General features: G+C 73.3%; 17 protein-coding genes. 5 read left to right on the forward strand and 12 right to left on the reverse strand.

The window, feature by feature from the left end:
- Positions 1-49 precede the first annotated feature (49 nt).
- The 5 genes from WAB15_RS25320 (at position 50) to WAB15_RS25340 (ending at position 7,352) form a co-directional block, all read left to right on the forward strand.
- Positions 50-1,192, forward strand: coding sequence for an AAA family ATPase (locus WAB15_RS25320; protein WP_407287647.1), 1,143 nt, complete (start codon positions 50-52; stop codon positions 1,190-1,192).
- Positions 1,189-3,744, forward strand: coding sequence for a DUF5682 family protein (locus tag WAB15_RS25325; protein ID WP_407287648.1), 2,556 nt, complete (start codon positions 1,189-1,191; stop codon positions 3,742-3,744). Before WAB15_RS25320 ends, WAB15_RS25325 begins: the two co-directional genes overlap by 4 nt.
- Entirely contained in the window at positions 3,741-4,931 is a 1,191-nt protein-coding gene (locus WAB15_RS25330) for a VWA domain-containing protein (RefSeq protein WP_407287649.1), read from the forward strand. The genes WAB15_RS25325 and WAB15_RS25330 overlap by 4 nt, the downstream gene beginning before the upstream one ends.
- 134 nt (positions 4,932-5,065) lie before the next feature.
- A complete protein-coding gene (locus tag WAB15_RS25335) occupies positions 5,066-5,935 on the forward strand; it encodes a hypothetical protein (protein ID WP_407287650.1) in 870 nt (289 codons plus the stop codon).
- Between the two features lie 94 nt (positions 5,936-6,029).
- The gene (locus WAB15_RS25340) at positions 6,030-7,352 is read left to right on the forward strand and encodes a hypothetical protein (protein ID WP_407287651.1); all 1,323 of its coding nucleotides are present in this window, start codon (positions 6,030-6,032) and stop codon (positions 7,350-7,352) included.
- Between the two features lie 388 nt (positions 7,353-7,740).
- On the opposite strand, the gene WAB15_RS25345 is transcribed toward WAB15_RS25340, so the two are convergent.
- From WAB15_RS25345 to WAB15_RS25400, 12 genes are all read right to left on the reverse strand, one after another.
- The gene (locus WAB15_RS25345; protein WP_407287652.1) at positions 7,741-8,808 is read right to left on the reverse strand and encodes a peptidoglycan-binding protein; all 1,068 of its coding nucleotides are present in this window, start codon (positions 8,806-8,808) and stop codon (positions 7,741-7,743) included.
- Positions 8,808-10,466, reverse strand: coding sequence for a DUF6519 domain-containing protein (locus tag WAB15_RS25350; protein WP_407287653.1), 1,659 nt, complete (start codon positions 10,464-10,466; stop codon positions 8,808-8,810). The genes WAB15_RS25345 and WAB15_RS25350 overlap by 1 nt, the downstream gene beginning before the upstream one ends.
- A 126-nt stretch (positions 10,467-10,592) precedes the next feature.
- Positions 10,593-12,827, reverse strand: coding sequence for a hypothetical protein (locus tag WAB15_RS25355; RefSeq protein ID WP_407287654.1), 2,235 nt, complete (start codon positions 12,825-12,827; stop codon positions 10,593-10,595).
- A gap of 73 nt (positions 12,828-12,900) precedes the next feature.
- On the reverse strand, positions 12,901-16,713 hold the full coding sequence (locus WAB15_RS25360; RefSeq protein ID WP_407287655.1) for a putative baseplate assembly protein: 3,813 nt from the start codon (positions 16,711-16,713) through the stop codon (positions 12,901-12,903).
- Positions 16,710-19,913, reverse strand: coding sequence for a putative baseplate assembly protein (locus WAB15_RS25365; RefSeq protein WP_407287656.1), 3,204 nt, complete (start codon positions 19,911-19,913; stop codon positions 16,710-16,712). Before WAB15_RS25365 ends, WAB15_RS25360 begins: the two co-directional genes overlap by 4 nt.
- On the reverse strand, positions 19,910-20,296 hold the full coding sequence (locus WAB15_RS25370) for a GPW/gp25 family protein (RefSeq protein WP_407287657.1): 387 nt from the start codon (positions 20,294-20,296) through the stop codon (positions 19,910-19,912). The genes WAB15_RS25365 and WAB15_RS25370 overlap by 4 nt, the downstream gene beginning before the upstream one ends.
- Complete coding sequence (locus tag WAB15_RS25375; protein ID WP_407287658.1) at positions 20,293-20,589, reverse strand: hypothetical protein; 297 nt, start codon at positions 20,587-20,589, stop codon at positions 20,293-20,295. Before WAB15_RS25375 ends, WAB15_RS25370 begins: the two co-directional genes overlap by 4 nt.
- 154 nt (positions 20,590-20,743) lie before the next feature.
- Complete coding sequence (locus WAB15_RS25380) at positions 20,744-21,268, reverse strand: phage baseplate assembly protein V (protein ID WP_399148242.1); 525 nt, start codon at positions 21,266-21,268, stop codon at positions 20,744-20,746.
- A 63-nt stretch (positions 21,269-21,331) separates the two neighbouring features.
- Complete coding sequence (locus WAB15_RS25385) at positions 21,332-22,474, reverse strand: hypothetical protein (RefSeq protein WP_407287659.1); 1,143 nt, start codon at positions 22,472-22,474, stop codon at positions 21,332-21,334.
- Positions 22,467-22,853, reverse strand: coding sequence for a hypothetical protein (locus WAB15_RS25390; protein ID WP_399148360.1), 387 nt, complete (start codon positions 22,851-22,853; stop codon positions 22,467-22,469). The genes WAB15_RS25385 and WAB15_RS25390 overlap by 8 nt, the downstream gene beginning before the upstream one ends.
- Entirely contained in the window at positions 22,850-23,518 is a 669-nt protein-coding gene (locus WAB15_RS25395; protein WP_407287660.1) for a hypothetical protein, read from the reverse strand. Before WAB15_RS25395 ends, WAB15_RS25390 begins: the two co-directional genes overlap by 4 nt.
- Positions 23,515-24,195 carry a hypothetical protein gene (locus tag WAB15_RS25400; RefSeq protein WP_407287661.1) on the reverse strand — a complete coding sequence of 227 codons (681 nt, stop codon included), beginning with the start codon at positions 24,193-24,195 and terminating at the stop codon, positions 23,515-23,517. Before WAB15_RS25400 ends, WAB15_RS25395 begins: the two co-directional genes overlap by 4 nt.
- Positions 24,196-24,228: the final 33 nt, after the last annotated feature.

A 24,228-nucleotide genomic window follows, 5' to 3' on the forward strand; every position in this document is an offset into this window, starting at 1 on the left:
CGACGGGGTTTCGCAGGGTCGGCCGCGGTCCTTGCGACGAGGGGGAGCCATGTCCGAGAACACCATCGACACACCTGACGACCCGACCGCTTCCGCACCGGCCGCCGACGCCGGTGAAGCGCTCCGCCCGCACGCGGAGGACACCTTCGCCGAGGAGCTGACGGCCCTCGCGGCCGCCGACGATCGGCCGCGTCCGGCGCGCTGGCGGCTCTCGCCCTGGGCGGTGGCGACATACCTGCTCGGCGGCACGCTCGCGGACGGCACGGTCGTCACACCCAAATACGTCGGCCCGCGCCGGATCGTCGAGGTCGCCGTGACGACCCTGGCGACCGACCGCGCACTGCTGCTGCTCGGCGTCCCCGGCACCGCCAAGACCTGGGTCTCCGAGCACCTGGCGGCGGCCATCAGCGGCGACTCCACCCTGCTGGTGCAGGGCACCGCCGGCACTCCCGAAGAGGCGATCCGCTACGGCTGGAACTACGCCCGGCTGCTCGCCGACGGCCCCAGCCGCCAGGCGCTGGTGCCCAGCCCGGTGATGCGCGCGATGGCGCGGGGCATGACCGCCCGGGTCGAGGAGCTGACCCGCATCCCCGCCGACGTCCAGGACACCCTCATCACGGTCCTGTCGGAGAAGACCCTGCCCATCCCGGAGTTGGGCCAGGAAGTGCAGGCCGTCCGCGGGTTCAACCTGATCGCCACGGCCAACGACCGCGACCGCGGCGTCAACGAACTCTCCAGCGCGCTGCGCCGCCGCTTCAACACCGTCGTACTGCCGCTGCCCGCCACCCCGGACGAGGAGATCGACATCGTCTCGCGCCGGGTCGGGCAGATCGGACGCTCGCTGGAGCTGCCCGCCGCGCCCGAAGGCATGGACGAGATCCGCCGGGTCGTCACGGTCTTCCGCGAACTGCGCGACGGCCTCACCACCGACGGCCGCACCAAACTCAAGTCGCCGTCCGGCACGCTCTCCACGGCCGAGGCCATCTCGGTGGTGACCAACGGCCTCGCCCTGGCCACGCACTTCGGGGACGGTGTGCTGCGCTCAGGGGACGTGGCCGCGGGCATCCTGGGCGCCGTCGTCCGCGATCCGGCCGCCGACCGCGTCGTATGGCAGGAGTACGTGGAGACCGTCGTGCGCGAGCGCGACGGCTGGAAGGACTTCTACCGCGCCTGCCGCGAGGTGAGCGCATGAGCGAGCGCGGAGGACGAACGGGCGGCGGAGGCGGGCCGGTGCTGCTCGGGGTGCGGCACCACGGCCCCGGATCCGCGCGGGCGGTGCGGGCCGCCCTGGAGCAGTGCACGCCCGCCGCCGTACTGATCGAGGGCCCGCCGGAGGCGGACGAACTGGTGCCGCTGGCCGCGCGGGAGGACATGCGGCCGCCGGTCGCGCTGCTGGCCCATGCGCTGGACGACCCCGGCCGGGCGGCGTTCTGGCCGCTGGCCGAGTTCTCCCCCGAGTGGGCGGCGATGCGCTGGGCACTGGAGCACGGTGTCCCCGTCCGCTTCATCGACCTGCCGGCGGCGCACTCCCTGGCCGCCGACGCGCCGGACGGCGGCGCGCGGGCCGATGCCGAGGAGACGGACGGCACCGCCGACGTACGGGTCGATCCGATCCGGGTGCTGGCCGAGGCCGCCGGCTACGACGACCCCGAGCGCTGGTGGGAGGACGTCGTCGAGCACCGCGGCGACGGCGCGGGGCCCGGCGCGGACGCGCTCGCCCCGTTCGCGGCGGTGGCCGAGGCGATGGGGGCGCTGCGCGAGACGTACGGCGACGGCGGACCCTCCCGCGCTCCCGGCTCCGCCGCGCGGGAACCCGCGGGCGAGGGCGGACACCCCTGCGAGGACGGCCCCCCTCGCTCGGCGGCCACCTCCACCGACCTGGTGCGCGAAGCCCATATGCGGCTCCGGCTGCGGGCCGCGCGGCGGGAGTTCGGCGACGACCTCGCCGTGGTGTGCGGGGCCTGGCACGTCCCCGCGCTGGCGCAGCGCACCACCATGACCGCCGACCGCCGGCTGCTCAAGGGCCTGCCGAAGGTGAAGACGGCGGTGACGTGGGTGCCCTGGACGCACCGCCGGCTCTCCCGCCGCAGCGGCTACGGCGCCGGCATCGCCTCCCCCGGCTGGTACGGCCACCTCTTCAGCGCCCCCGACCGCCCCGTCGAACGCTGGCTGACCAAGGTCGCCGGGCTGCTGCGCGAGGAGGACTACGCCGTCTCGTCGGCGCATGTCATCGAAGCGGTCCGGCTGGCCGAGGCGCTGGCCACGGTCCGCGGCCGCCCACTGGCCGGACTGACCGAACTGGACGACGCCGTCCGGGCCGTCATGGGCGACGGCACCGACGCACCGTCCCTGCTGATCCACGACCGGCTGGTGGTCGGCGAGGTACTGGGCGAGGTCCCCGAGGACGCCCCCGCGGTGCCGCTGCAGCGGGACATCACCCGCAGCCAGCGGGCGCTGCGGCTCAAACCGGAGGCCCTGGAACGGGAACTGGAGCTGGACCTGCGCAAGGAGACCGACGCCGGACGCAGCCGCCTGCTGCACCGGCTGCGGCTGCTCGACGTCCCCTGGGGCGAGCCCGTCCGCTCCCGCGGTGGCACCGGCACCTTCCGCGAGACCTGGCGGCTGCGCTGGGCACCGGAGCTGGCCGTGCGGGTCGCGGAGGCCGGCATGTGGGGCACGACCGTGCCCGCGGCGGCCACCGCCAAGGCCGCCTCCGAGGCGACCGGGGCGGCCACCCTCGCCGAGGTGACCGCGCTCGCCGAACGCTGTCTGCTCGCCCAGCTCCCCGACGCCCTGCCGGTGGTGATGCGCGCGCTGGCGGACCGCGCGGCGCTCGACGCGGACGTCGGCCATCTCGCGCAGGCGCTGCCCGCGCTCGTACGGTCCGTGCGCTACGGCGATGTCCGCGGAACGGACGCCGCGGCGCTCCGCGAGGTGGCCACGGGCCTGGCCGAGCGGATCTTCGTCGGACTGCCACCGGCCTGCCTCGGTCTGGACGCGGACGGCGCCGCCGAGATGCGCGGCCATCTCGACGCCACGCACCGCGCCGTAGCCCTCCTCGCCCCGCCACCGGCCCGGCCCGGTGGCCTGCGGGCACGCTGGGCCCAGGTCCTGCGCGCGGTGAGCGAACGGGACGCCGTAGCGGGGGTGATCCGCGGCCGTGCCACCCGACTCCTGCTGGACGACGGCGAGTTGGGCGACGGCGGAGCCGAGCGGCTGATGGGGCTCGCCCTGTCGCCGGGCACCGCGCCCGCCGACGCCGCCGGCTGGATCGAGGGGTTCGCCGGAGGCGGGGACGGCGGCATGCTGCTGGTCCATGACGAACGGCTGCTCGCCCTCGTCGACGGCTGGCTGACGGGCGTGCCGGACGCCGCCTTCCCCGACGTACTGCCGCTGCTGCGCCGCACCTTCGCCGAGTACGACACCGGTGTGCGGCGCACACTCGGCGAACTGATCCGCCGCGGCCCCGCGGCCACCCCGGGCGGGCCCGCCGGCGACGCCATGGCCGCGCCCGGCTTCGGTCCCGGCCTGGACCGCGACCGTGCCGCGGCCGCACTCCCCACGCTGCGCCTGCTGCTGGGGATCGAACAGCGCGGCTTCGACGACGAACGCGCGGACGAGCGCGCGGACGACGGACGGGACGGCCGACCGTGCGACCGACCGGATGACCGGCCCTACGGGCGAGCGGAGGGGCGACCGGGTCGGACCGAATCGCCCGAAGACCTCACGGGGGTGGCGAGTTGAGCGATCTCACAACGGGCCGAGAGCCCACCACCGAGCGCCTGCGCCGCTGGCGACTGGTCCTGGGCGACGGCGGCGCGGACGGCACGGGATACGAGCCGCGGGGGCGCGATGCCGCCATGGACGGGGCGCTGGCCTCGCTCTACGGCCGGCAGCAGGGCGACGGCGGCAAGGGCGCCGACGGCGGGCCCCGCTCTGCCGGACTGGGAGCCTCGGCGCCCGGTGTCGCGCGCTGGCTCGGCGACATCCGGACGTACTTCCCGTCCTCGGTGGTGCAGGTGATGCAGCGTGACGCCATCGACCGGCTGGGACTGTCCGCGCTGCTGCTGGAGCCGGAGATGCTGCAGGCCGTCGAGGCGGACGTCCATCTGGTGGGCACCCTGCTCTCGCTCAACAAGGTCATGCCCGAGACCACGAAGCAGACCGCACGGGCCGTCGTCCGCAAGGTCGTCGAACAGCTGGAGGAGAGGCTCGCGACCCGCACCCGCGCCACCCTCACCGGCGCGCTGGACCGCTCCGCGCGGATCAGCCGGCCCCGCCACCGCGACATCGACTGGGACCGCACGATCCGGGCCAACCTCAAGAACTACCTCCCGGAGCACCGCACGGTCGTCCCCGAGCGGCTGATCGGCTACGGCCGGGCCGCCCGGTCGGTGAAGAAGGACGTGGTGCTCTGCATCGACCAGTCCGGTTCGATGGCCGCCTCGGTCGTCTACGCCTCGGTGTTCGGCGCGGTGCTGGCCTCCATGCGGGCCCTCGACACCCGGCTGGTCGTCTTCGACACCGCGGTGGTGGATCTGACGGACCAGCTGGACGACCCGGTCGACGTGCTCTTCGGCACCCAGCTCGGCGGCGGTACGGACATCAACCGCGCGCTCGCCTACTGCCAGTCCCGCATCACCCGCCCCGCCGACACCGTCGTCGTCCTCGTCAGCGACCTGTACGAGGGCGGAATCCGCAACGAGATGCTGGGCCGGGTCGCCGCGATGAAGGCGTCCGGTGTGCAGTTCGTGACCCTGCTCGCGCTCTCCGACGAGGGCGCCCCCGCCTACGACCGGGACCATGCCGCGGCCCTCGCGGCCCTGGGCGCACCGGCGTTCGCCTGTACGCCGGACCTGTTTCCGGACGTGATGGCGGCCGCGCTGGAGAAACGTCCGCTGCCCATACCGGACATGGCGGAGCAACGGTGACCGATGCACCGGGAGGACTTGCGTGGCACCTGGCTCCTCGTGCAAGGATCAGGGCATCGCTCGATCGCCCGCGACGCGCGTGACATCGAGGCCGTGTGCCCGGATGTCCCCGTCCGTATGGGAAGGTCCCCTCCTTGTCTGCTGTGTTCGCCCTGCCTGCCGCCGTGCGCCTGCCGCGCACGGTGGCCGCGCGGCGCGCACTGCTGGCCGGGCTCTTCCTGGTGGGCTTCGTCGCTCTCGGCTTCGCCTTCGGTCCCGGCGCCCACGCCGACGACCGCACCAGCGCACCGGCCCCGACCGGGGCGGCGTCCCCGGCCCCGGCCGAGGCGTCCCTCCCGGACCGGGCCGCCACCCGGACCGGGACGGCCGACCGGCTGTCCGGATCCCGGACCGCACTGGAGCGGCGGGGCCAGGCAACCGGCGCGGACATCGCCGACGGTACGCAGGACGCGTCCGCCGCGGTGGCCGAGGCCGTAAAGCCCGCCGCCGAGCAGACCGCGCCGGTCACCGGCCGGATCACCGAGCCGGTGAGCCGGATCGTGCGGGAGGTCGGGGACTCGGCCGGTGCCGCGCTGCCCGTGAACCTCCCGGCCGGTGAGCACGCGAACCGTCCCGGCGACGGCGCGGAGCAGCACGGCCGTACGCCGCAGGGCATGCACCCGTCCGGTCAGCCGCGGTGCGTCGCGCCGGCCGACGGCGGCGCCGCGCACCGGCTCGCGCACCTCGCCGACGGCCTGCACAAGCCGGCCGCCGAGCAGCCCGTGACCGTCGTTCACGAGCAGCGGGACCCGGGCCACCAGGGCCTTCCCGCTCAGCTTCCGCAGGGCCAGGCGGCGCCGGCCTCGCACACCGCCGGTGACGGCCACGGCCCCCGTGGTGGGGACCAGCACGCCGCCGCCCCGGCGGACTTCACGAGCCTCCGGCTGCTGCCGGGTGGCGTTCGCACGGCCGATGGCGCTCCGACGCGCATGCGGGCCGAAGAAATCCTCGAATTCCCGGGCTAGGGCAGACCGCTCCGCGTCTGTAACTGGACCTGCCGCGCGGGGGCGGGACAGGTCTGCCCTTAAACCCCTCCTGAATTCGAAGGACTTCATCACCATGCGCTCGAACATCCGCCGCTCCATCGTCGTCGCCGCTGCCGCCACCGGTCTGTGGGCCCTGGGCTCCGTCGCCGCCAACGCCGCCGAGCTGCCCGCCGTCCCGGACCTGCCCGCCACCGGCACGGTGACCGACACCGCGAACCAGGCCGCCACCGACGTCACCGGCACCGCGCAGAAGACGGCCGGCGACGTGGCCGGCAAGGCGACCGACACCCTCGGCGGCGGCCTGCCGACCCAGGGCCTGCCCACCGGCAAGCTCGGTGACGTCACCGGCGCCGTGGACGGCGTGCAGAAGCAGGCCGGCGGCGCGAACCTGCCGAAGACCGGCGCCGTGGGCAAGGCCGCCGACCTCAAGCAGGGCAAGAAGGCCGCCAAGTCCGCTCAGAAGGCCGCGAAGAAGGCCGCGAAGAAGGCCGACCTCGGCAAGCTCGGCCGCCTCACGGACGGCAAGCTGCCCGCCGTTCCGTCGCTGCCCGCCACCCCGGGCGTCCCCTCCGCCGGCCTGCCCCAGGTGCCGCAGACCCCCGAGCTGCCCAAGACCCCCGCGCTGCCCAAGGCTCCCGGCTCCGCCGACAACCTGCTGGCCTCGCTCGCCGGTGCGGGCGTCCGCCCCGAGCAGCTGACGAAGCAGGCCCAGGGCGCGCTGGCGACCGTCCGCCCGGTCGTCGACAGCACCGCCGCCGACGTGCTGCCGCCCGTCGCCCAGCGGATCGTCGTCAAGGTCGTGCCGGTCGCCCAGGGTGCGGTCGGCGGCGCCGGCCGGCTCGCCGGTGACGCGGCCGCCCAGGCGACCCCGTTCGTGACCGTCGTCGGCGGCCAGGCGCAGCTGTTCGTGCAGGGCACCGCCGCCGACGCGGTGCCGTTCGCGCAGGGTGCGGCCACCGACGCGGTCGCCTTCGCGCAGGGCAAGGCCACCGACGCGGTGCCGTTCGCGCAGGGCAAGGCCGCCGGCGCCGTCGCGTTCGCCCAGGGCGCGGCGACCGACGCCACCCCGTTCGCGCAGGGCCTGGCCGCCGTGGTCGTGACCGACGCGCAGGGCACCGCCACCCAGGCCGTCGCCGGTGTGCAGGGCCTGACCCCGGCCAAGTCCCTGCCCGCCGACGTGTCCGACGTCGCCAACGTCCCGGCTGCGCCCGCCGTTCCGGCCGTGCCCGCCGACGTGTCCGACGTCGCCAACGTCCCGGCTGCGCCCGCCGTTCCGGCCGTGCCCGCCGACCTGACCGACGCCGTCGCCGTCCCGGCCGTGCCCGCCGACCTCGCCGACCTGACCAACGCCGCCAACGTCCCGGCGCTGCCGGTCCTCCCGGTCCAGGCCGTCTGATCCGTCGGCCTACTAGGCCGACACCACCGGCACATCGGCCGCGGCGGCGGCCGACGCCGGATCACCCATGAACAGCCGGGCGGACCTCTGTGGGGGAGGACCGCCCGGCTTTGGTGTTCGTGTGTTCGCGTGCTTGAGAGCGCGGGGACCGGGCCGCCGGCCTGGGGCGGGGCCCTAGGGGGCGGTCGAACGCATCCTGTAGGGGGAGCGAGGGCCCCCTGTGAGGCCACAACGTGGTGGCGCAGGGCGGTATTCCGTGTTTACGCGGTGCGCAACGAGCACCGCGCACGCAACGGTAGGAGTACTCCGCACCGCAAGCACCGCAAGCGCAGCGCCCCTGCGGGAGCCGGCGGCCACTGGGCGTACCGGGCCGATGGGCCATCCGCCCCTACGAGTTGGGCACCCGTAACCGTTCCCAGCTGACGCGGCCCGGCAGGCCGTCGGCGTCCTTGCCGCGGAAGCCGAGTTTGCGTTGCCAGGAGGCGTAGGACTTGCGGTGTGCCTCGGTCCACTCCGGGCCCGGACGGCCCCGGTAGTGGCCGCAGTCCTCGGCCACCAGTCGCTCGCCCATCGCCGCGATCACCGGGCTGGGCGTCCCCGGCCGGAAGAAGTCGCGGCCGGGGAACGGCGCGTACGGCGGATGCTGCGGCCCGGGCGGCACCGGCCGCCCCGTCCCGTCACCCGAGCCGTCACCGGAGCCGCCCCCCGGGCCGCCGCCGGCACCGTCACCGGAACCGCCTCCCGACCCGCCGCCCGAGCCACCCGAACCACCGTCGCCCGAGCCACCCGCGCCCGACCCCGCGCCGTCCGGCCCTCCGCCGCCGGAGCCGTCGTCGCCCGTGGCGGGTTCGCCCTCCGGTGGTTTCGCCAGGCGCTGCTTGATCCGGTCGCGCATCCGGTCCATCACGAAGCCGCGCGGATCGACCTTCCCCGGCTGCCACTCCTTGTGGCCGATCACCGAGCGCTCGCTCCAGCCGTGGGCCCGGCAGAGCGCCGCCGACACCTTCTCGATCGCGAGCTGCTGCTCCTTCGGCCACGGGTCCTGGCCGTCACCGAGGTTGATGCACTCGAAGCCGTAGAAGTGCCGGTTGCCGTCGGTGTCGGCGGCGTCGTCCTTCGGCAGCGGAGACTCCTCGGCGATCACCGCCTCCAGGACGTCGCGGTCGCCGAGTCCGGCGTGGTTGGCGCGGCCGTTGCCGACGAGATGGATCTCGCCCCGCTTGTCGATCACCCCGTGGCAGAGCGGCCCCGGCAGATCGGGGTGCCCGTCGTAGCACAGGTCCACCGAGGCTTCGAGGCCCTCGGTGACGGTGTGATGGATCATCACCCCGTGCATCGGGCCCCATCTGCCCTTCGCGTTGCGGTGGTGCCGGCGCCAGTCGCGGACCTCGTGGACCACCAGGCCCTCGGCGCGCAGCGCCGCCAGCAGCTTCGCCGCGGTCAGGGGTGTGGCCATCAGCCGGCTCCCCCTTCGTCGACCGCCGCTTCGGCCGCGGCGGTGGTCTGCGACCTGCTGGGCGCCGGCTGCGCCGCATCGCCCGCCGCGCCGGACGCGTCGTACCCGGCCCCGGACGTCTCGTCCGCCGGGTAGCCCGCCTGCTCCTCCGCCCGCGCCTCGGCCTCCGCGGCCAGCGCGTCGTCGTCCGCGGCCGGGATGTCCGCCGCCAGCGGCCGGAACGCCCGCCGCAGATCGGGTTCGGCCTGCTCGCCCGCCACCCACGCCAGCGGCGCGAAGTGCACCTCGATACCGGACGGGGGCTCCAGCAGCGGACGGCGCGCCGCGTCCGCGGGCCACTCGACCTGGCCGGTGGCCGTACGGGCCGGGATCAGCCAGTAGTCGCCGGTGCGGTAGGTGCCGCGGGGCGCGAAGTACACCTCCACACCGTCCTCCAGCGGCAGCCACTCGCCCTCCTCGACCGGCAGCGCACCGTGCCTGAGCCGCTCGGCCCTCGCACCTCGCTCGACGGCCTTGCGGCCGCCGCCCTCGTGGTGGTCCCAGCGGCGCAGGAACGGATGCAGCTCCGGCCGGCGGCCGACGCCCGGCCCCGGCTCGTCGGACAGCCGCACCCGGCGGCCCGGCAGGTCGAGCTCCTCCACCCGCAGCAGCGGCGCCGCCTCACCACGGCTGGCGTAGGCGGTGTCGACGAACTCGACCCGGTCGCCGACGTTCAGATCCAGCTTGTCGTCGCCGCCCAGCGTCGCCAGCGCCACCCAGGTGCCGTCGAGTTCGTCGACCGGGAAGGTGACGGAACCGTTCTCCCTGGACCACTTGAAGGTGGCGTCCTTCGCGCCGCCGCCGTCGTGCACCTCGACCCGGTAGAGCTGGTTCTCCGGCCCCCGGTAGCGGGCGTCCGGGGCGACCAGGCAGGGCTCGTCGTCGGCGTGGTCCGGGCGCTCGCTGCGCGCCGCGAGGCCGGAGCCGGGGGCGGCCTGCTTCCGCGCCCAGTCGGCGAAGGCCTTGCGGATGTCCTTGATCGGCGGGGTGTGGTCCTCGATGCCCAGCTCCGCCGCGGGCAGCGGCAGCACCTGCCACACCACCTTCGTACGGGCCGCGGTGTCCGGCATCGCCGACCCCAGCGCCACCTCGCGCAGCGCCGGGTCCTCGGCGGCGGTGACCACCCGCTCCCACACCTTCAGATACGCCAGATACGGGAAGGCGCCGGGCAGCCGGTCGCCCGGCCGCTCGGGGTCCCGGAAGCCGTCGGGCTGCTCCCAGTACGTCCAGGTGGTGGCCGGTGCGGCCGGTGCGCCCGCGCCGTCGCCGCCCGGCTCGTCCTTGCCGTCGTCGTCGGCCGCGCCGTGCGCGGGCACCGGCACGCCGGGCCGCGGGCGGGTGGCGTCGCACAGGATGCCGTCGACGTAGTAGCGGCCGCCGCCGATGACCAGGTCGTCCAGGTCGCGGCCGCCGCCCCGCAGGGCGATCTTGAAGCCGGTGGCGCCGCTCGGCCCGCCGTGCTCGCCGATCAGGTCGGCGGCGAGCGTACGGGCCTGGAACAGCTGGATCGCGGTCTGCTCGTTGGCGTCCGCGTCGAGCTGTACGCGGCCCTGCTGGGCGACGACCGCGGAGTAGTGACGCTCCGGCCGGTGGGTCAGGCGCGAGAGATCAGCGTGCATGGAAGGGGTCCCCCTCGTACGGGATGCTCAAAAGGTCGGCGGTCGTCTCACAGCAAGGGCGCCGGGTGCGCCGGCGGTTCACGCCACGAACGGGCGGGCGGTGCACCCCGTGCGCGGGCGGCGGGCTCATGTCACGAACACCACCCCCGCGTCGCTGCCCGCCGGCGTGTACTCCGCCAGCCGGGCCCGCAGGCTGTCCTCGCGCTGCGGCTGGTACAGGTCGTGGTAGGCGCCCATCTCCGCGCCGTCCTCCGCGCCGCGCCGGATCTCCGGCGCGCAGTCGTCCGCCAACTGCCCGTACCAGGGCGTGCCGTAGCGCTCGCCGCGCAGCAGCGGCCGCACCCGAGCGGAGTCCGTCGGGCCCGCCAGGTCCGGCTGGCAGCGGTGGCGGCGCGGGGTGCGCGACCCCGGCGGGACATAGCTGAACCGCACACAGCCGATGCCGCGCCGGGCGACGTGCAGCCGACCGGTGAAGACGCTGTTCTCGGCGAGCTGCACGGCGTGGGTGTGCACTTCGCCGATGACCGTGGAGCGGTGCGCGTACAGCACCGCGTGGGCGTGCCGGCAGTCCGGCGCCGACAGCGCCTCGCGGTCGGCGCCGGTGGCGTCCAGGATGCTGTCGCGCAGATGGATCGGCAGTGGATCGGTGCCCACTTCGTCGCCGATCACCTCGATGGTGCCAAGGATCGTCCGGTCGATCTCCACGCACGCCGTCGTACGGTCCAGCACCAGGCTCGGCTCCTCGGGGGAGTGCGGATCGCACTCCGGCTCCAGGGACCAGCCCGGCACCAGGGTGCAGTGCCGCAGCACCAGCGCGCCCATCGGGCCGGTGACGTTCAGCCCCCGCCCGGTGACCAGCAGCCCGTCGAGCACCATCCGGGGCCGCTCGCCGACCGCGCAATCGGCCTCCCGCGCCCGGATGTTGAGCGCGTCGGGCCGGTTGCTGTACCAGTCGAGCAGCCGGATGACGGGCCGGGTGCCCTCGGCGGCGCACAGCTGAAGCCGGTCGCCGGGATCCAGGTCGAAGTCCAGCTGTTCCTGGTAGGCGCCGCTGTGGGTGATCTCGATGATTCCCTCGGGGCCGCACTTCCCGGACCGCCGGTCGTGCTGCCACGCCCCGTAGGCGTCCATGATCCGCTGGAACGCCTGGCCCGGCCCGACCCGGTAGACCGCGGCGTCGGGGGCGGCCGGGCTCCCCCAGCCTCCGGCCGGGCTCCCCCAGCCTCCGGCCGGGGGGACCCCCATCTCGCTTCGCTCCCGCTCGTACTCGCCGCCGCCCAGCTCGTCGCCGAACCCGTAGTGGTAGTCCACCCAGACGCCCTGCCGGGGCGCCGAGCGCGCGCCGAACGCCATCCGGCCCAGCTCCGGATCGACCGCGACCTGCCCGCGCTTGGGCCGGTAGCGCCAGTCGCCGAGGTCGGCGACGACGATGTCGGCGAGCGGGACCGGGGCGTCGTGCCCGTCCCGGCGGATGGTGAAGCTCTTGCCCGGCCCGTAGTAGTCCGCGAGCCGGTCGTGCAGCTGTCGGCGCCGGATCGCCGCCGGCACGTTGTCGAGGGTGGCGATATGCGCCGCGGACGGCTCCGGCTCCGGGCGGGTCAGCAGCGGGGTGTCGTTGCCCAGGATGGAGAACGTGTAGAGGTTGCGGGCCCGGTCGATGCAGTACGCCGGCGCCCCCGTCACCGCGTACGGCTTCAGCCGCCACACGAACAGGCCGATCCCGGCCGGGGTGTGACCGCCCTGCGTGTGACGGGAGTCGGCCCGGCGCACGTCCACCGAACGGGCCACCGTCCCGAACGGCCCGCCGGCCAGATCGAGCGCCGCGCCGTCACGCAGGTCCACCAGCCGCCCGCGCCCGGCGCGCCGCGCGTTGACCGCCTCGGTGCCCGACCCGTACAGCTTCACCGGCTGCTGGTGCGCGAGGAGCCGGGAGAACTCCACCGCCCGCGCCGGCCAGCCCGCGACCGACTCCGACAGCTCCTCCAGCAGCGCCACAGTGCCCTTGCGCCGCCGGTTGCCGACCGTCGCCGCCACATCGCGGCGCGGCGCCAGCGCCTCGGCCAGCCGCCGACGCGAGGAGTCCGGCAGCCCGCCGTCGCGCAGCCCGCCGGCCAGCACCCGCTCGTAGCCCGGCAGCGGCCGGTAGCCCACCAGGTCGCCCAGGTAGGGCAGCACCCACTCGGCGGCGCTCTCCACGAACCAGTCGTCGTAACTCTGGGCGACCCCGTCGCGCACCCGGTCCACCTGCTCGGCGATCACGGCCAGCAGCGCGCGCAACGGCTCGCCGCCTTCCGCGTCGCGCAGCCGGTGCCACTGCGGAAGCAGCTCCGCGAGCCCGTCCGGCTCCCTGGTCGTACTCATCGGGGCACCTCCGTGCCGAACGCCGGATCCGTGGTCGTGATCACCGTCGTCATGGCCGTGATCGTGGTCGTGGTCATCGGGTCACCTCGGTGAGGATCAGGGTGTCCGCGACCCGCGGCGAGAACAGCGCCAGCTGCGCCGGCCGGATACCGCGGAAGACGCAGACCGCGCGGCCCTTCGCCAGCGGCCGGGTGTCGGTGATGTCGGGGTTGTGCCGCAGCAGCTCGGCCAGCGAGATGCCGTAGCGGCCGGCGACGGCGGTCAGCGTCTCGCCGCCGTCCGCCGTCACCTCGTGGATCCGCTCGTCGTACGCGGCGAGCCGGGACGGCACCGAGGTACGCGGCGGCTCGGCGAACTGTGCGGACAGCCCGGCCAGTTCGGCGGTGGAGACGGACGCCGGGACGCCGGTGAAGGCATCGACGTCGACATAGTCCACCCCCGGCACGGACTGGGCGGCGGCCAGCACCTCCGACAGCCGCGCCGGCTGCCCCAGCTCCCGCCCGTCGTAGCCCAGCCGGTCCAGCACCGCCCGCCGCACCCGCGGCTCCACCAGCGGCCACGCGTGGTCCGCCGCCACCTTCACCCTCGCCACGCACAGCAGCAGCACCGGCTCGCGCACATCCACCCGGACCGGCAGCCGGGCGTCGCCGTACTCGGCCAGCGACGCCCGCAGCGCCCGCAGCACCTCCGCGTCCGGGTCGAGCGGGATGTCGTCCACCCCGGCCACCGTCACATGCAGCACCTTGCGCCGCCCGTCGAAGAGTTCACGGGCCGAGGCCCGGCCGATACCGGCCCGGGAGCGGGCGAAGTCCTCGTAGTCCGCGAGCGAGACCAGCCGGTCCAGCGCGGAGACCGCCAGCGGGACGGTGCGCCGGGTCAGCCCGGGGCCGTCGGCGTCCGCGCCGCCGCTCGCGGGCTGCGGATTGGTCACCCCGGTGACGCCCAGCGGCCGGGTGACCGCCTGGGTGATCCGGTTCGCCGCGACGTTCGCCGCCCGCCCGGTGCCGAAGCGGTAGCGGGCCCGCACGTTGTCGTGGCCGGTCGGCAGCCGGGCGCCGTGCACCCCGTCGCCGAACGTCACCGTCGTACGGCCTTCCCCGCCGCCGCCGGCGCTGGTGCCCGTCACATACACCCGCTCCCGCGGCCCGCGCCCGGCCAGACTGTCCACCGCGTGCCACAGCAGCCCGTCGACCCGCACCTGAAGCTCCGGGGCGGCGCCCAGCGGACTGTCGTCCGGCAGCCACGTCAGCGGCGACTGCCACAGCGCGAACGTCTGGTTGGCGCGGGTGGCGTCCCCGCTGCCGATGGGCTCGTCGCGGCTCTCCCCGTGCGACGCGGGCACCACGTTGCCCTGGACACGGACCGTCTCCCGCCGGTAGCGGTAGGCCAGATCCGCGGTCAGGGTCAGCACCGTGTGCACATGGTCGCCCGGCAGGTCCGCGTCCAGGTGCTGGTCCACCGACGCGATCACGGCGAGCTCGGTGGCCCGCAGCCCGGCGCCGCCCGCGAGGCCCGGGATGTCGCTGCGCTCACCGGAGACCACGATCCGCCGCCCCGGCAGCAACCCGTCGTACAGCTCGGCGAGTTCCAGCTCGTTGCCGTGCACGTCCTCACCCAGCGGCTCGTCCGCCATCCGCAGCGGCTCGCCGCCCGCGTGCACGGTCGTGTCCCGGATCGTCGAGAGCACCACATCGTGCTCGTCCAGCCAGGGGTCGGCCAGCGTCAGTTCGGTGCCCCGCCCGGTGATGCCGAAGTTCGTGTACGCGGCGGTGCGCACCGCCGTCACCCGGCTGGTGACGAACGCCAGCTTCTTGTCGCCCGGTATGCCGTCCTGCCCGCCCGCGCCCTTACGGGGACGCCGGATCGCCACCCAGCTGCCGACCGTGATGCCGTCCTGCACCGAATCCAGCGACAGCACATGGCGGTTGGCGGGCGCGGGGACCGTGGCGACACCGATCTCCACGGCGGGCGGTTCGCCGCCCGGCGTGCGCCGCACGGTCACCTCGTACTCGCCGTGGCGGACCTGCCGCTGCTCGCCCGGACGCAGATGCCAGGTCTCGGTCCGGCCGTTGTGCACCGCGACCTCGATCCGGTCCTCCTCGTCCGGACGGGCCACGAACAGGGTCCGCTCGGGCAGGCCGGCCCGCAGCCGCGCGGTGACCCCGGCATCCTGCGAATCGGTCGGCCGCCGGCCCAGCCAGCTCAGATCGTGGTCCTGGCCGGTACGCGTGGACAGCTCGACCCGGCCGGGACCGAGGTCGAACGGCTCGTCCGACGGCAGGTTCACGGTGTGCTGCACCGAAGCACCGGTCTCGATGTGCTGGAACTCCGCCTTCACCGGCACCTTGCCGGCCGTGTCGAACACCACCCGCATGCCGGTCAGCGCGGCGCCCGTGAGCGGCCAGTCCGACTGCCGGATCACCCGGCCCTTGTCGTCCTGCACCGGCTTGAGCGGCGCCGTCGCCCCGAACGGCGCGGCGCTCACCCGCATCGCCAGCAGTTCCCGCAGCGCGCCCTGCGCCTCGGGTGCCGCCCGCCGCCACGCCGCGTACATCCCGTCGGCCAGCCGCGGATCCAGCGCGGACAGCAGTCGCGCGGTCAGATCCGAACCCGGCGCGAACAGCCGGCCGGGATCGCGGAAGGCGGCCCCGGCACCGGACGGCGGACGGACCACACGGGTGCGCAGCGCGGGGAGGACGGCGGCGAGGGCCTGCAGCGCCGGTGCGCCCTGCCCCGCCGCGGACTTCGGCTTCGGCGCACCGGGCACCGTACGGGCCGGCTCCAGATCCCCGGCCCGCTCCCGCAGCTCGCCGACCACCGCCGCCAACCGCTCGAACCAGGCCGCGACCTCCTCGTACGGCGCGGCCAGCACCTGCGCCTCGGCCAGCCGCTCATGCGGCCCGGCGAGCCGCTCGGCGAAGGCGGCGGGCGAGGAACCGGCCGCCCCGTCCAGGTCCTTGCGCAGCGGGGCCAGCACCTGGACGTCGAAGGTGTCGATCAGCTTGCTGACCGGCCGCGGGTTCGGCGTCTGCGGTGTGGGCGGGCCGGGCTCGTCGGGATCGTCCGGGTCACCGGCGTCCGGCGGCTCGGTGATCCACTGCCGCAGCTCGTCCACCAGCTCCTTCAGGGTCGGCGGCGCGGACCGCGGCAGCCCGATCGCGGTGCGGTCCTCCTCCCGGTCGATCCGCACCTTCGCGACCGGCAGCAGCAGCTGCCGACTCCCACCGAAGTCGAACAGCAGCTGGTCACCGGTCTGCAGAGCGGCGTTGGTGCCCGCCACGAACAGCTCCGAGCGCTGTGCGAGGTCCTCGGCGACCAGCAGGGCCGGCCGCCGCCGGCGCACCTTCAGCTCGTTCCACGCCCAGCGCGCGGTCAGATCCTCGTCCGTCTCGAAGGTCTGCGACTCCTCGCCGGTGGCGGCGGGCACACTGTGGCTGCGCGCGCCGCGCGGGATGACCACCGGCAGGTCCTCGGCGCGCGGATCCTTGTCGAGGGTGTACGCGAGATGGGTGTCGGCGGCGACGCCCGGCCGCGGCCGGTGCCCCACCAGCCGCCCCAGCAGGGCCAGCGACCGGTGCTCGTTGGCGGTCCGCAGATAGCCCTCCTGCGCGATCCGCTCGCCGTGGAAGGTCAGTACGTCACCGAGCACCGCCCAGGCGTCGAGCAGCCCGATCGCCGGATCGTCCGGCGTCCGCACGGTCAGACCGCGCAGCGCCGGGTAGGCGGGCGAGGCGAGCCGGTCGAGCATCCCGGCGAGGAAGCCGCCGTAGTCGCCGACGCGGTAGTCCAGTGCCGGGCGCCCCGGCGGGTTGTAGAGGGCGTCGGGGGCGCGGCGCTCGTCGTGGCCGCCGATCCCCCCGTCGCAGCCGCATCCGCGGACGCTCATCGGGCACTCCCCAACTCAATGGTCAGCCGGCCGTTCTCGGGCCGCTCCGGGTCGTTGTCGCACACGGCGATCTCCAGCGGGCCGAGCCGCAGCACACCGTCCTGAAGCGCGCGGTCGTCGAGGTGCTCCTCGTGGACCAGCCGCTGCAGGCGGGTCACCCGGGCGCTCAGCACGCCCGGGACGGCCGCGGCCACCGCCGTGAGGCGGCTGAGCCGCACCGGCTCCCCGAACGTCAGCGCGTCCGGATGGAAGAAGCCCAGACCGCCCCCCGACAGCCGCCGGTTGCCCAGCGCCCGCGTCAACTCCGCCAGGATCCGACCGTGTTGATGACCGGGCGCCGCACACACCTCGACCGTCAGATCCACCGGCACCGTCCGGGCCGGCTCGACGACCAGGTCGTGCCCGATCCGCCGGTAGCCCTCCAGCGCGTACGCGACGGAGTCCAGCAGCCGCGCCGAGGGCTCACCGCTGCCCGCCGCGTCGATCGCCACATGCGCCTCCTGGACGCTGCCGGTCCAGCGAATCTCGGCCGCGGCCCGCTGCACACCCGGCAGCGCCGACGCCAGCTCCGCGTAGTCGGCGGCGGTCACCGCCCGCAGCCGGGTCCGCTTCAGATCGAGCGGCGCCAGCTGCCGCACCTGCTCGACCGGTTCGGGCTCCGTACCGCCGGTGGCGGGCAGCGGGTTGCGGACACCGGCCACCGGCAGGGGCGCCGCGGCATCCGAGTCCTTCGCACTCCGGTCGAGCACCAGGTGGTTGATGGCCTCGGCGCCGACATTGCCCGCCGTGCCGCCGCCCAGCCGGTAGCGCAGGGTCAGCCGGCTGCCGGGCTCGGGCCGGGCCCCGTAGCGCCCGTCGCCGAACCGCAGCGCCAGCCGCCCGTCGTCCTGCAGCTCACCGACGAAGTGCCGGTCGCGGGGGCCGCTGTCGAGCAGGTCGCGGCGCGGCAGCCAGGTCCGCTCCCCGTCGTCGAGGCGTACGGCGGGCAGCGCGGCCCGCGGATCGGGCAGCAGACCCGCCGCCGGCCCGTGCAACACCGGCTCGTCCGGGTCCAGCCCCACGGCGTACACCGGGCCCCAGCCGTGCGCGATCTCCCAGGCGATCCGCCGGTCCAGCACCGTACCCGCCCGGGCCCGCGCGCTCAGCACCTCCAGCCGCCGCAGCTTGGCGTCCAGCAGCCGGTCGGCCCGGTGCAGCAGCTCGCGCAGCGCCCGCACCGGGTGGCGGCGCAGCTCGAACCGTTCGAGGGTCTTCAGCCCGAACACCACCGCCAGCTCGGCGATCTCCTCCTCCGCCAGCCCGTCGTGGTCCCGGGCGCTGCGCCACAGTTCGACGAGCCGGTCCCGCACGCGCTCCCGTATCCCCGCCAGCCGGTCGGCCTGCCCCGCCGCGACCTGCGCGGGCTGGGGGAACGGCACGGTCTGGGCGACGGGGGAGCGGTGCAGCACCGGCCGGAAGCGCGGCGCGACGCCCGGGTAGACGGACTGCGCGAGCAGTGTGCGCAGCGCCTCGGCCTGGGCGTGCACGGTGCCCGGTACCACACGCTCCCGCCGCTGCCCGGCCGGCTCCAGCCCGAGCCCGGCCCGTACGGTCGCCTCCTCACCGACGACGGTGAACAGCTCACGGATGTCGTCGGGGGTGAGCGCCCGATGGCAACCGGTCTTCTCCAGCAGGGCGTTGATCGTGGCCGCGGTGGCGTTGCCGCCGCCCTCGCGGTCGCCGCAGCCGAAGGCGGGCGGATCGCACGAGCCCAGGACGGCGGGGACGGGTGGGACCGTGACGGTCTCCGGGACGCCCTCATCGGTGCTGCCGAAGACCAGCGACCGCCCGTGATCGACCAGCACGACATTGCCGCGCGCCACACTCACGTCCTCGACGGGCGCGCAGTCGGGCCCGCCCCGGGTGGACAGCGCTAGCGGGAACGCCAGCGCGTCCTCCGGCGCCCAGGTCACCTCCAGCACCGGCTGGTCGTCGAGCCGGTCGACGGCCGGGGTGACCGAGGTCAGCCGGACGGTCTGCCGGTGGGCGGGGTCCTGATCGCCGGGCGTGCCCGTCCGCGGCCCCTTGACCTCCTCGAACAGCAGCAGATCACCGGGGGAGAGCCGCAGCGCCCGCACCTCGCAGGCGTCGTCCGCCCACTCGTCGCGCAGCGTCGCGCCGGTGGCCCCCTTCGGCAGGGCGCAGACCTCCGCGCCCCAGGTCCACAGCCGGATGGCGTTGTGCTCGGGCCGCGCCACGAGCGGCGTATCGGCGACCGGCTCGAAGACCTCCACCGCACCGCGCTCGTCCAGCACCGCCAGGTCCCGGTCGTCGACGACGCTGCCGATCTCCGGCCGGTCGCGCGGCCCGAACGTCCGCGTGTCGATCGCCGCGAAGCGGAACTCGCCCGGAAGCAGGGTGAGTTCCTCCACCGCCTCCACCGACACGAACGCCCGCGCACTGCACCCGTCGTGCATCGGGTAGTCGATCAGCCGGACATGCCGCCGTACGGAAACCCTCCGCCGCGCCGTGTCGAGATACGCCTCCGTCGCCACCGCGTCCTGCTGGTAGCTGATCTGGTCGGCGGTGTACGCCAGCAGCTCGACCAGCGTCATCCCCAGATCCGCGGGACTGCGCTCGACCCAGTCGGGGGTGGTCAGCCGCAGCCGGTCCAGGACCAGCCGGCGCAGGGTGTCGTAGTCGCGGGCCGTGTAGTCGATGACGGGCGCCGGCCGGAAGGTGTCCGGGCAGTCGCCCGGCCCGGTGCCGCCCTCCTCGTCCGCGCAGTCGAAGGGACTCGGGCAATCCGCCCGGAAGGAGAAGTCCTGGCCGAAGTACCGCTGGTCGAAGCCCTCGTACGGCTCGGTGCCGGACCGCCCGTACGGATCGGCCTCGACGAGGGAGAGCCGGTAGCGCGAGGTGTCCCCGGTCCGGTCCAGCGTCACCAGCAGCCGGTCGTCGAGCTCGGGATCCTCCTCCCGCTCGACCAAGACCTCGACAGCCTGCATTCCGGTGATCCTGCGCCCACCATCAATACGGACGTTCTCCGGCCGCAGCCCGTGCGGCGCCTTGCCGAGAAAGGTGACGGTCAGCGTCACCCCGTCGTCGGCGACCTCCACCGCGTCGACGCCGTTGAGCCGCGCCGCCCTGACCCGCCCGCGCCGCCCGTCCCCGGCATGCGTCAACTCGCCTGTAGTGCCGCCCCGTTGCCGCTGACTCATCCCTCGCCCCGCCCCTCGAACACCTCGTCGCGCCGGCTCGCGGTGGAGCGCACCACATAGCGCAGATAGACCCGTACGACGTTCTCCTCGCTCACCACGTCCAGCGACTCGACCTCGATGAGGTCCCCCAGCCACCGCTGCAGCGACGCCTGCACGGACAGCTCCACCGCCGACGCCAGCTCCGGGCTGTTCGGCGTGAAGACCAGATCCAGCAGTCCGCACCCGAAGTCCGGCCGCATCACCCGCTCACCGGGACTGGTGAACAACAACTGCTCGATCAGATCCCGCACATGCGCGTCGTGATCGGCGTGCGCGGTCCGCCCCCGCCGGTCGATCCGAAACGGAAACGCGATCTCGGTACGTACCTTCTTCGCAGCCCTCATCGGCTGGACACCCCCTGGCCCTGATGGACGGACGCCACGACCGGTGGGCCCTGCGGCACCAGCCCGGCGCTGAAACACATCGCCGCCGTGGTGTCCAGCAGCACCGGCACCCCGTCGACGCGTACGGCGTGATCCCCGGCGTCCGGCGTCCACCGCACGCTCGTGCACGGATGCGCACACCCGTCGACGCGGTGCATACAGCCGCTGACCGTGAAAAGGCCCGCGGCGGTGGCCACCGGCGCGCCATCGATCCGCACACCGCCGTGCCCGCCCGCGGAACCCGCGGACAACACACGCCCGCCATGCGGACAACTCATCGCGGTCCCGCCGTGCACGAGATTCCCGCTCGCCATCTCCCTGCCCCCTCCCCGTGTCTTTCCCGTGTCTCTTCCTGCGTCTGTTCCTCTGACTTTTCCTCTGACTTTCCTCTGGCTTTCCTCTGACTCTTCAGCGTCTCTTGGGCACCGTCAGCCGGCCGTCGTTGATATCGACCTGATCCCCGACCAGTGAAATCGACGCGCCATGCCCGTTGTCGATATGGACACCCGTCGCATCGATCCGCACGTAAGCACCGCCTGGCGCCTCCAGCAGAATCCCGTTCGTCGGCACGTCCGACATCACGATCTTGTGCTTCCCCGGCGTCTGGATGACGACGGGATGCGCCGTGGCCGGATCGGTCTGCGCATCCTCCGGCAATTCCTCCCGGCTCCCGTACCAACACCCCACCCAGATCGGATAACTGGGCTCGCCCTGCTCGAACTCCACCCACACACCCGCCCCGACCGACGGCACGACCACCTGCCCCGCCTGCGGCCCGGTGAACGGAAAACAGGGCAGCGCCCACGTCGACGGCTCATCACCGAGCACATCCGGAACCTGGACGATCAGCCGTCCCCGCCCCATCGGGTCCTTGTTGTCCACCACCCGGCCGCGGAACTTGCCGAGAAAGCGGTTGTTAGGTGCGCCAGCCATTTCTCTTGTCTCCTGGATCCGATACGCGCTGCGGGTTCGACTGCTGGTCTCTCGACTGCCGCCCTAGGGACGCACGGTCCCGCTACGGGCAATCAGCCCTTCTCTCGACAGCGTGAAGTTCTGCTGGTACGAGCCCGGACGGAGGTTGGTCGTCACACTCTTCACGTAGTAGTCGCCGTCGTACGTGACGCCCGCCCCCCGCACCCCGACCAACTCCCTGGGCCGCAACACATATCCATGCCGATTGACGTCCAACGACCCCGACCCCGAAATGGCATCCGCAGACGTCGCCGCCCTGCCCAACGCCTCCGCCTTCGCAATCGCCTCATCCCGCTTCGCGGTCCCGCTCAGCGTCTTCCGCTTGAGAGCCGGCGAGGCCCGCAGCCCCAGCGGCGGCCGCAACGGACTGATATCCGGCTGCGCGAGCAACGGCGCCCGCCGCGTCACCGGATCCTGCACCCGGGCCTGCGGCTCTTCTCTCGCGGTCCCGTCGTAGGCGAACGTCAACTGGTCCACAGTCGAGTTCACGTCCATGTTCACGTTCAAGGCGTGCTGCCGCTGGCCGAGCCGCTGCTCGGGTCCCCAGAAGGCGGTCGACCGCCCCGGCACCGGCCCGGGATCGAGGTAAAAGGTGTAACCGTTCGCCCTGGCCAACTCATTCACATACTGCAGATCCGTCCCGACCTGGTAGTCAACCCTCAACTGCTCCCTCGGCGGCTGCGGAATCTGCTCCCGGATGATCCGAGCATCGATCCCGTAATCCGCGTACTTCCCCAAAATCCGCTCGATCCGCTGCGAGGGCGCCAGATTCGGATACCGGTCGGCCCGCTCCTCCAGGTCCATCAACAGCGTGAGATCTTCCCCGGTGATGGTGAGGGTCGTCTGCCCCGGCTGATTACTGGCCCCCACCTCCTGCCGCACAATCAGCCCGTCCAGCAGTACGAAGGGTGTCCCCTTGATGCTCACCGCCACAATCAGCCGGGTCTTCGGATCGAAGAACCCCTCGGGCAGCAACCGCTGAACAATGGCGCCCTTCTTGGTGAGATCGAAGGCGATCTGGAAACCGCTCCTCTCACCCGCCGTACTCGTGATCTGCGCCGACAACAGCGCCTCGGTCACCTCCGCCGGCACCGGCCGAGCCGACTTCGGCCCCATGTACAACGACACATGAATAGGCCCTCGTCCGACCGGCTGGTCGTCACCCATTCCGCACCCCCGGCCCACCCATCCCACCCGGGAACCCACCTGGCAGCGGAACGGCTATCTCCTCACCCGGCTCATCCGTCAACTCCCGCGGATCCAGCACCGGGTTGGCATCGGCTATCCGCCACCACTGCCCCGGATCCCCGAAGTACCGCTGCCCGAGCTGGTCCGGCCGCTCACCACTGCTGACGGTGTGCGGCAAGGCCTCCTCGGCCGCATCCTCCAACCGCGGCAGCAACCGCCTCTTGGCGTACTTCACCTCGGTCCCATCGGGCATGCGATGCACCCCGATCTCCACCTCGGCGTACCGACTACTCCGCGGATACGGATGCGCCCCGGGCACGTCATCCAAGGCCCGCTCATACGGCTCGATCACCTTCAGATCCCCCTCCCACCAAGCCCGAGCGCCGCAAAACTCCCACCCCGAGCGGCCCGCGCCAACTGCTCCTTCTGCGCCAGGTGCGCGAGGTAGAGCTCGGCCCCGCGGTGCCCGGCCGGCAGATCACTCACGGTCAGGATTTTCATCCCGATACTGAGCGAGGCCCTGATCGGGTTGAGGTTGACGTCGAAAGCCGACTCGTTGACCGACAGCTCGGTGAGCCGGACGGGCATGACGCGCTTGCTGCCCCACGTGAACAGCGTGAGCGGCATCTCAATGGGACTGATCTCGATCGTCCCCTTCTTACTGAGATGCGAGGCGGCGCGGAGCTGCGCGGTGGTCGGCTGAACGAGCATTTCCAGCACGGCGAGTTGGGGGTGGATGCCGTCGGGCGCGGCCACGTCCAGCTGGTCGGTGGCATCGATCTCGGCGGTGAACTTCCACGTTTCCTGCGCCGGCCCTTTGAGTCTCAGCGCCTCGTTCCGATCCCCGCCACTATCCCCTCCACCGCCGCCCCCTTCCCCTCCAGCCGCCTGCGGCGAAACGGAGCGTTCGAGAGTGTCCGGGTTGAACTGAAGAACGATGATGCGCCGCGGCGTCCCGAGATCGGGATCGACGATGACGATCCCGGAACGGATGGGCTTGGGTATGTCGGCGTAGCGGGTCATGTCCTGGCCTCCAGCCGCGCCCGCAGGGGGGCGTAGTCATACTCCGGGAACAGCCCCGGAAAGACATCGAGCATGTCTTTCATGTCGGTCGCTACTTCAATGAAGTCAATTCCTGCAAGCTGGACATCGGCGTACAGATATTGCCAGCCGAACGTGCCTTTGGTGATGGTGAGGGCATCAAGGTACTCGCAATAGTCGAGGTCCAGCTTGAACGCCCCTACGCGGAAGTCGTGATACCACACCTCGGGCATCGGGTTGTCCGGCTGGATGCGCAGCGCCGCAAAGGTGCCTGTGCCGCCCCCTGGGTAGTCGTCGATGACGCGGAGCTCGGAGTACAACTGCCGTTCAGATTCGGTTGAGCCCCAGTCAAGAGGCGGTGCATCCATGACGAGAGATGCGAGCAGATGATGAATCCTGAACTCACCAGTCAGTTTGATTTTCGGGCGCTCGATGCGCCAGTGGCAGGCCATCCGGTCGAATCGGATGAAGTTCAGCTGAAGAGCGGGGTCCAGGTGGATGTCATACCAGGACGATGCCCTCGCGAAAGCCTTCTCGGCGTCGCCGATATGTTCGGCAATCGTTCCGTGCTGGGTGAAAAAGATCTGGGCTTCTTGACATTCTTCTAGTTCGTCAACTGCTTTCCGCAGGCGGGTTTCGCATTCGGTGAGCGCAGTCATTTCCCTCCTCCTTTCGTTTGAATTCGACCGGCC

The sequence above is a fragment of the Streptomyces sirii genome (assembly GCF_045690365.1).
Lineage (GTDB): Bacteria > Actinomycetota > Actinomycetes > Streptomycetales > Streptomycetaceae > Streptomyces > Streptomyces sirii.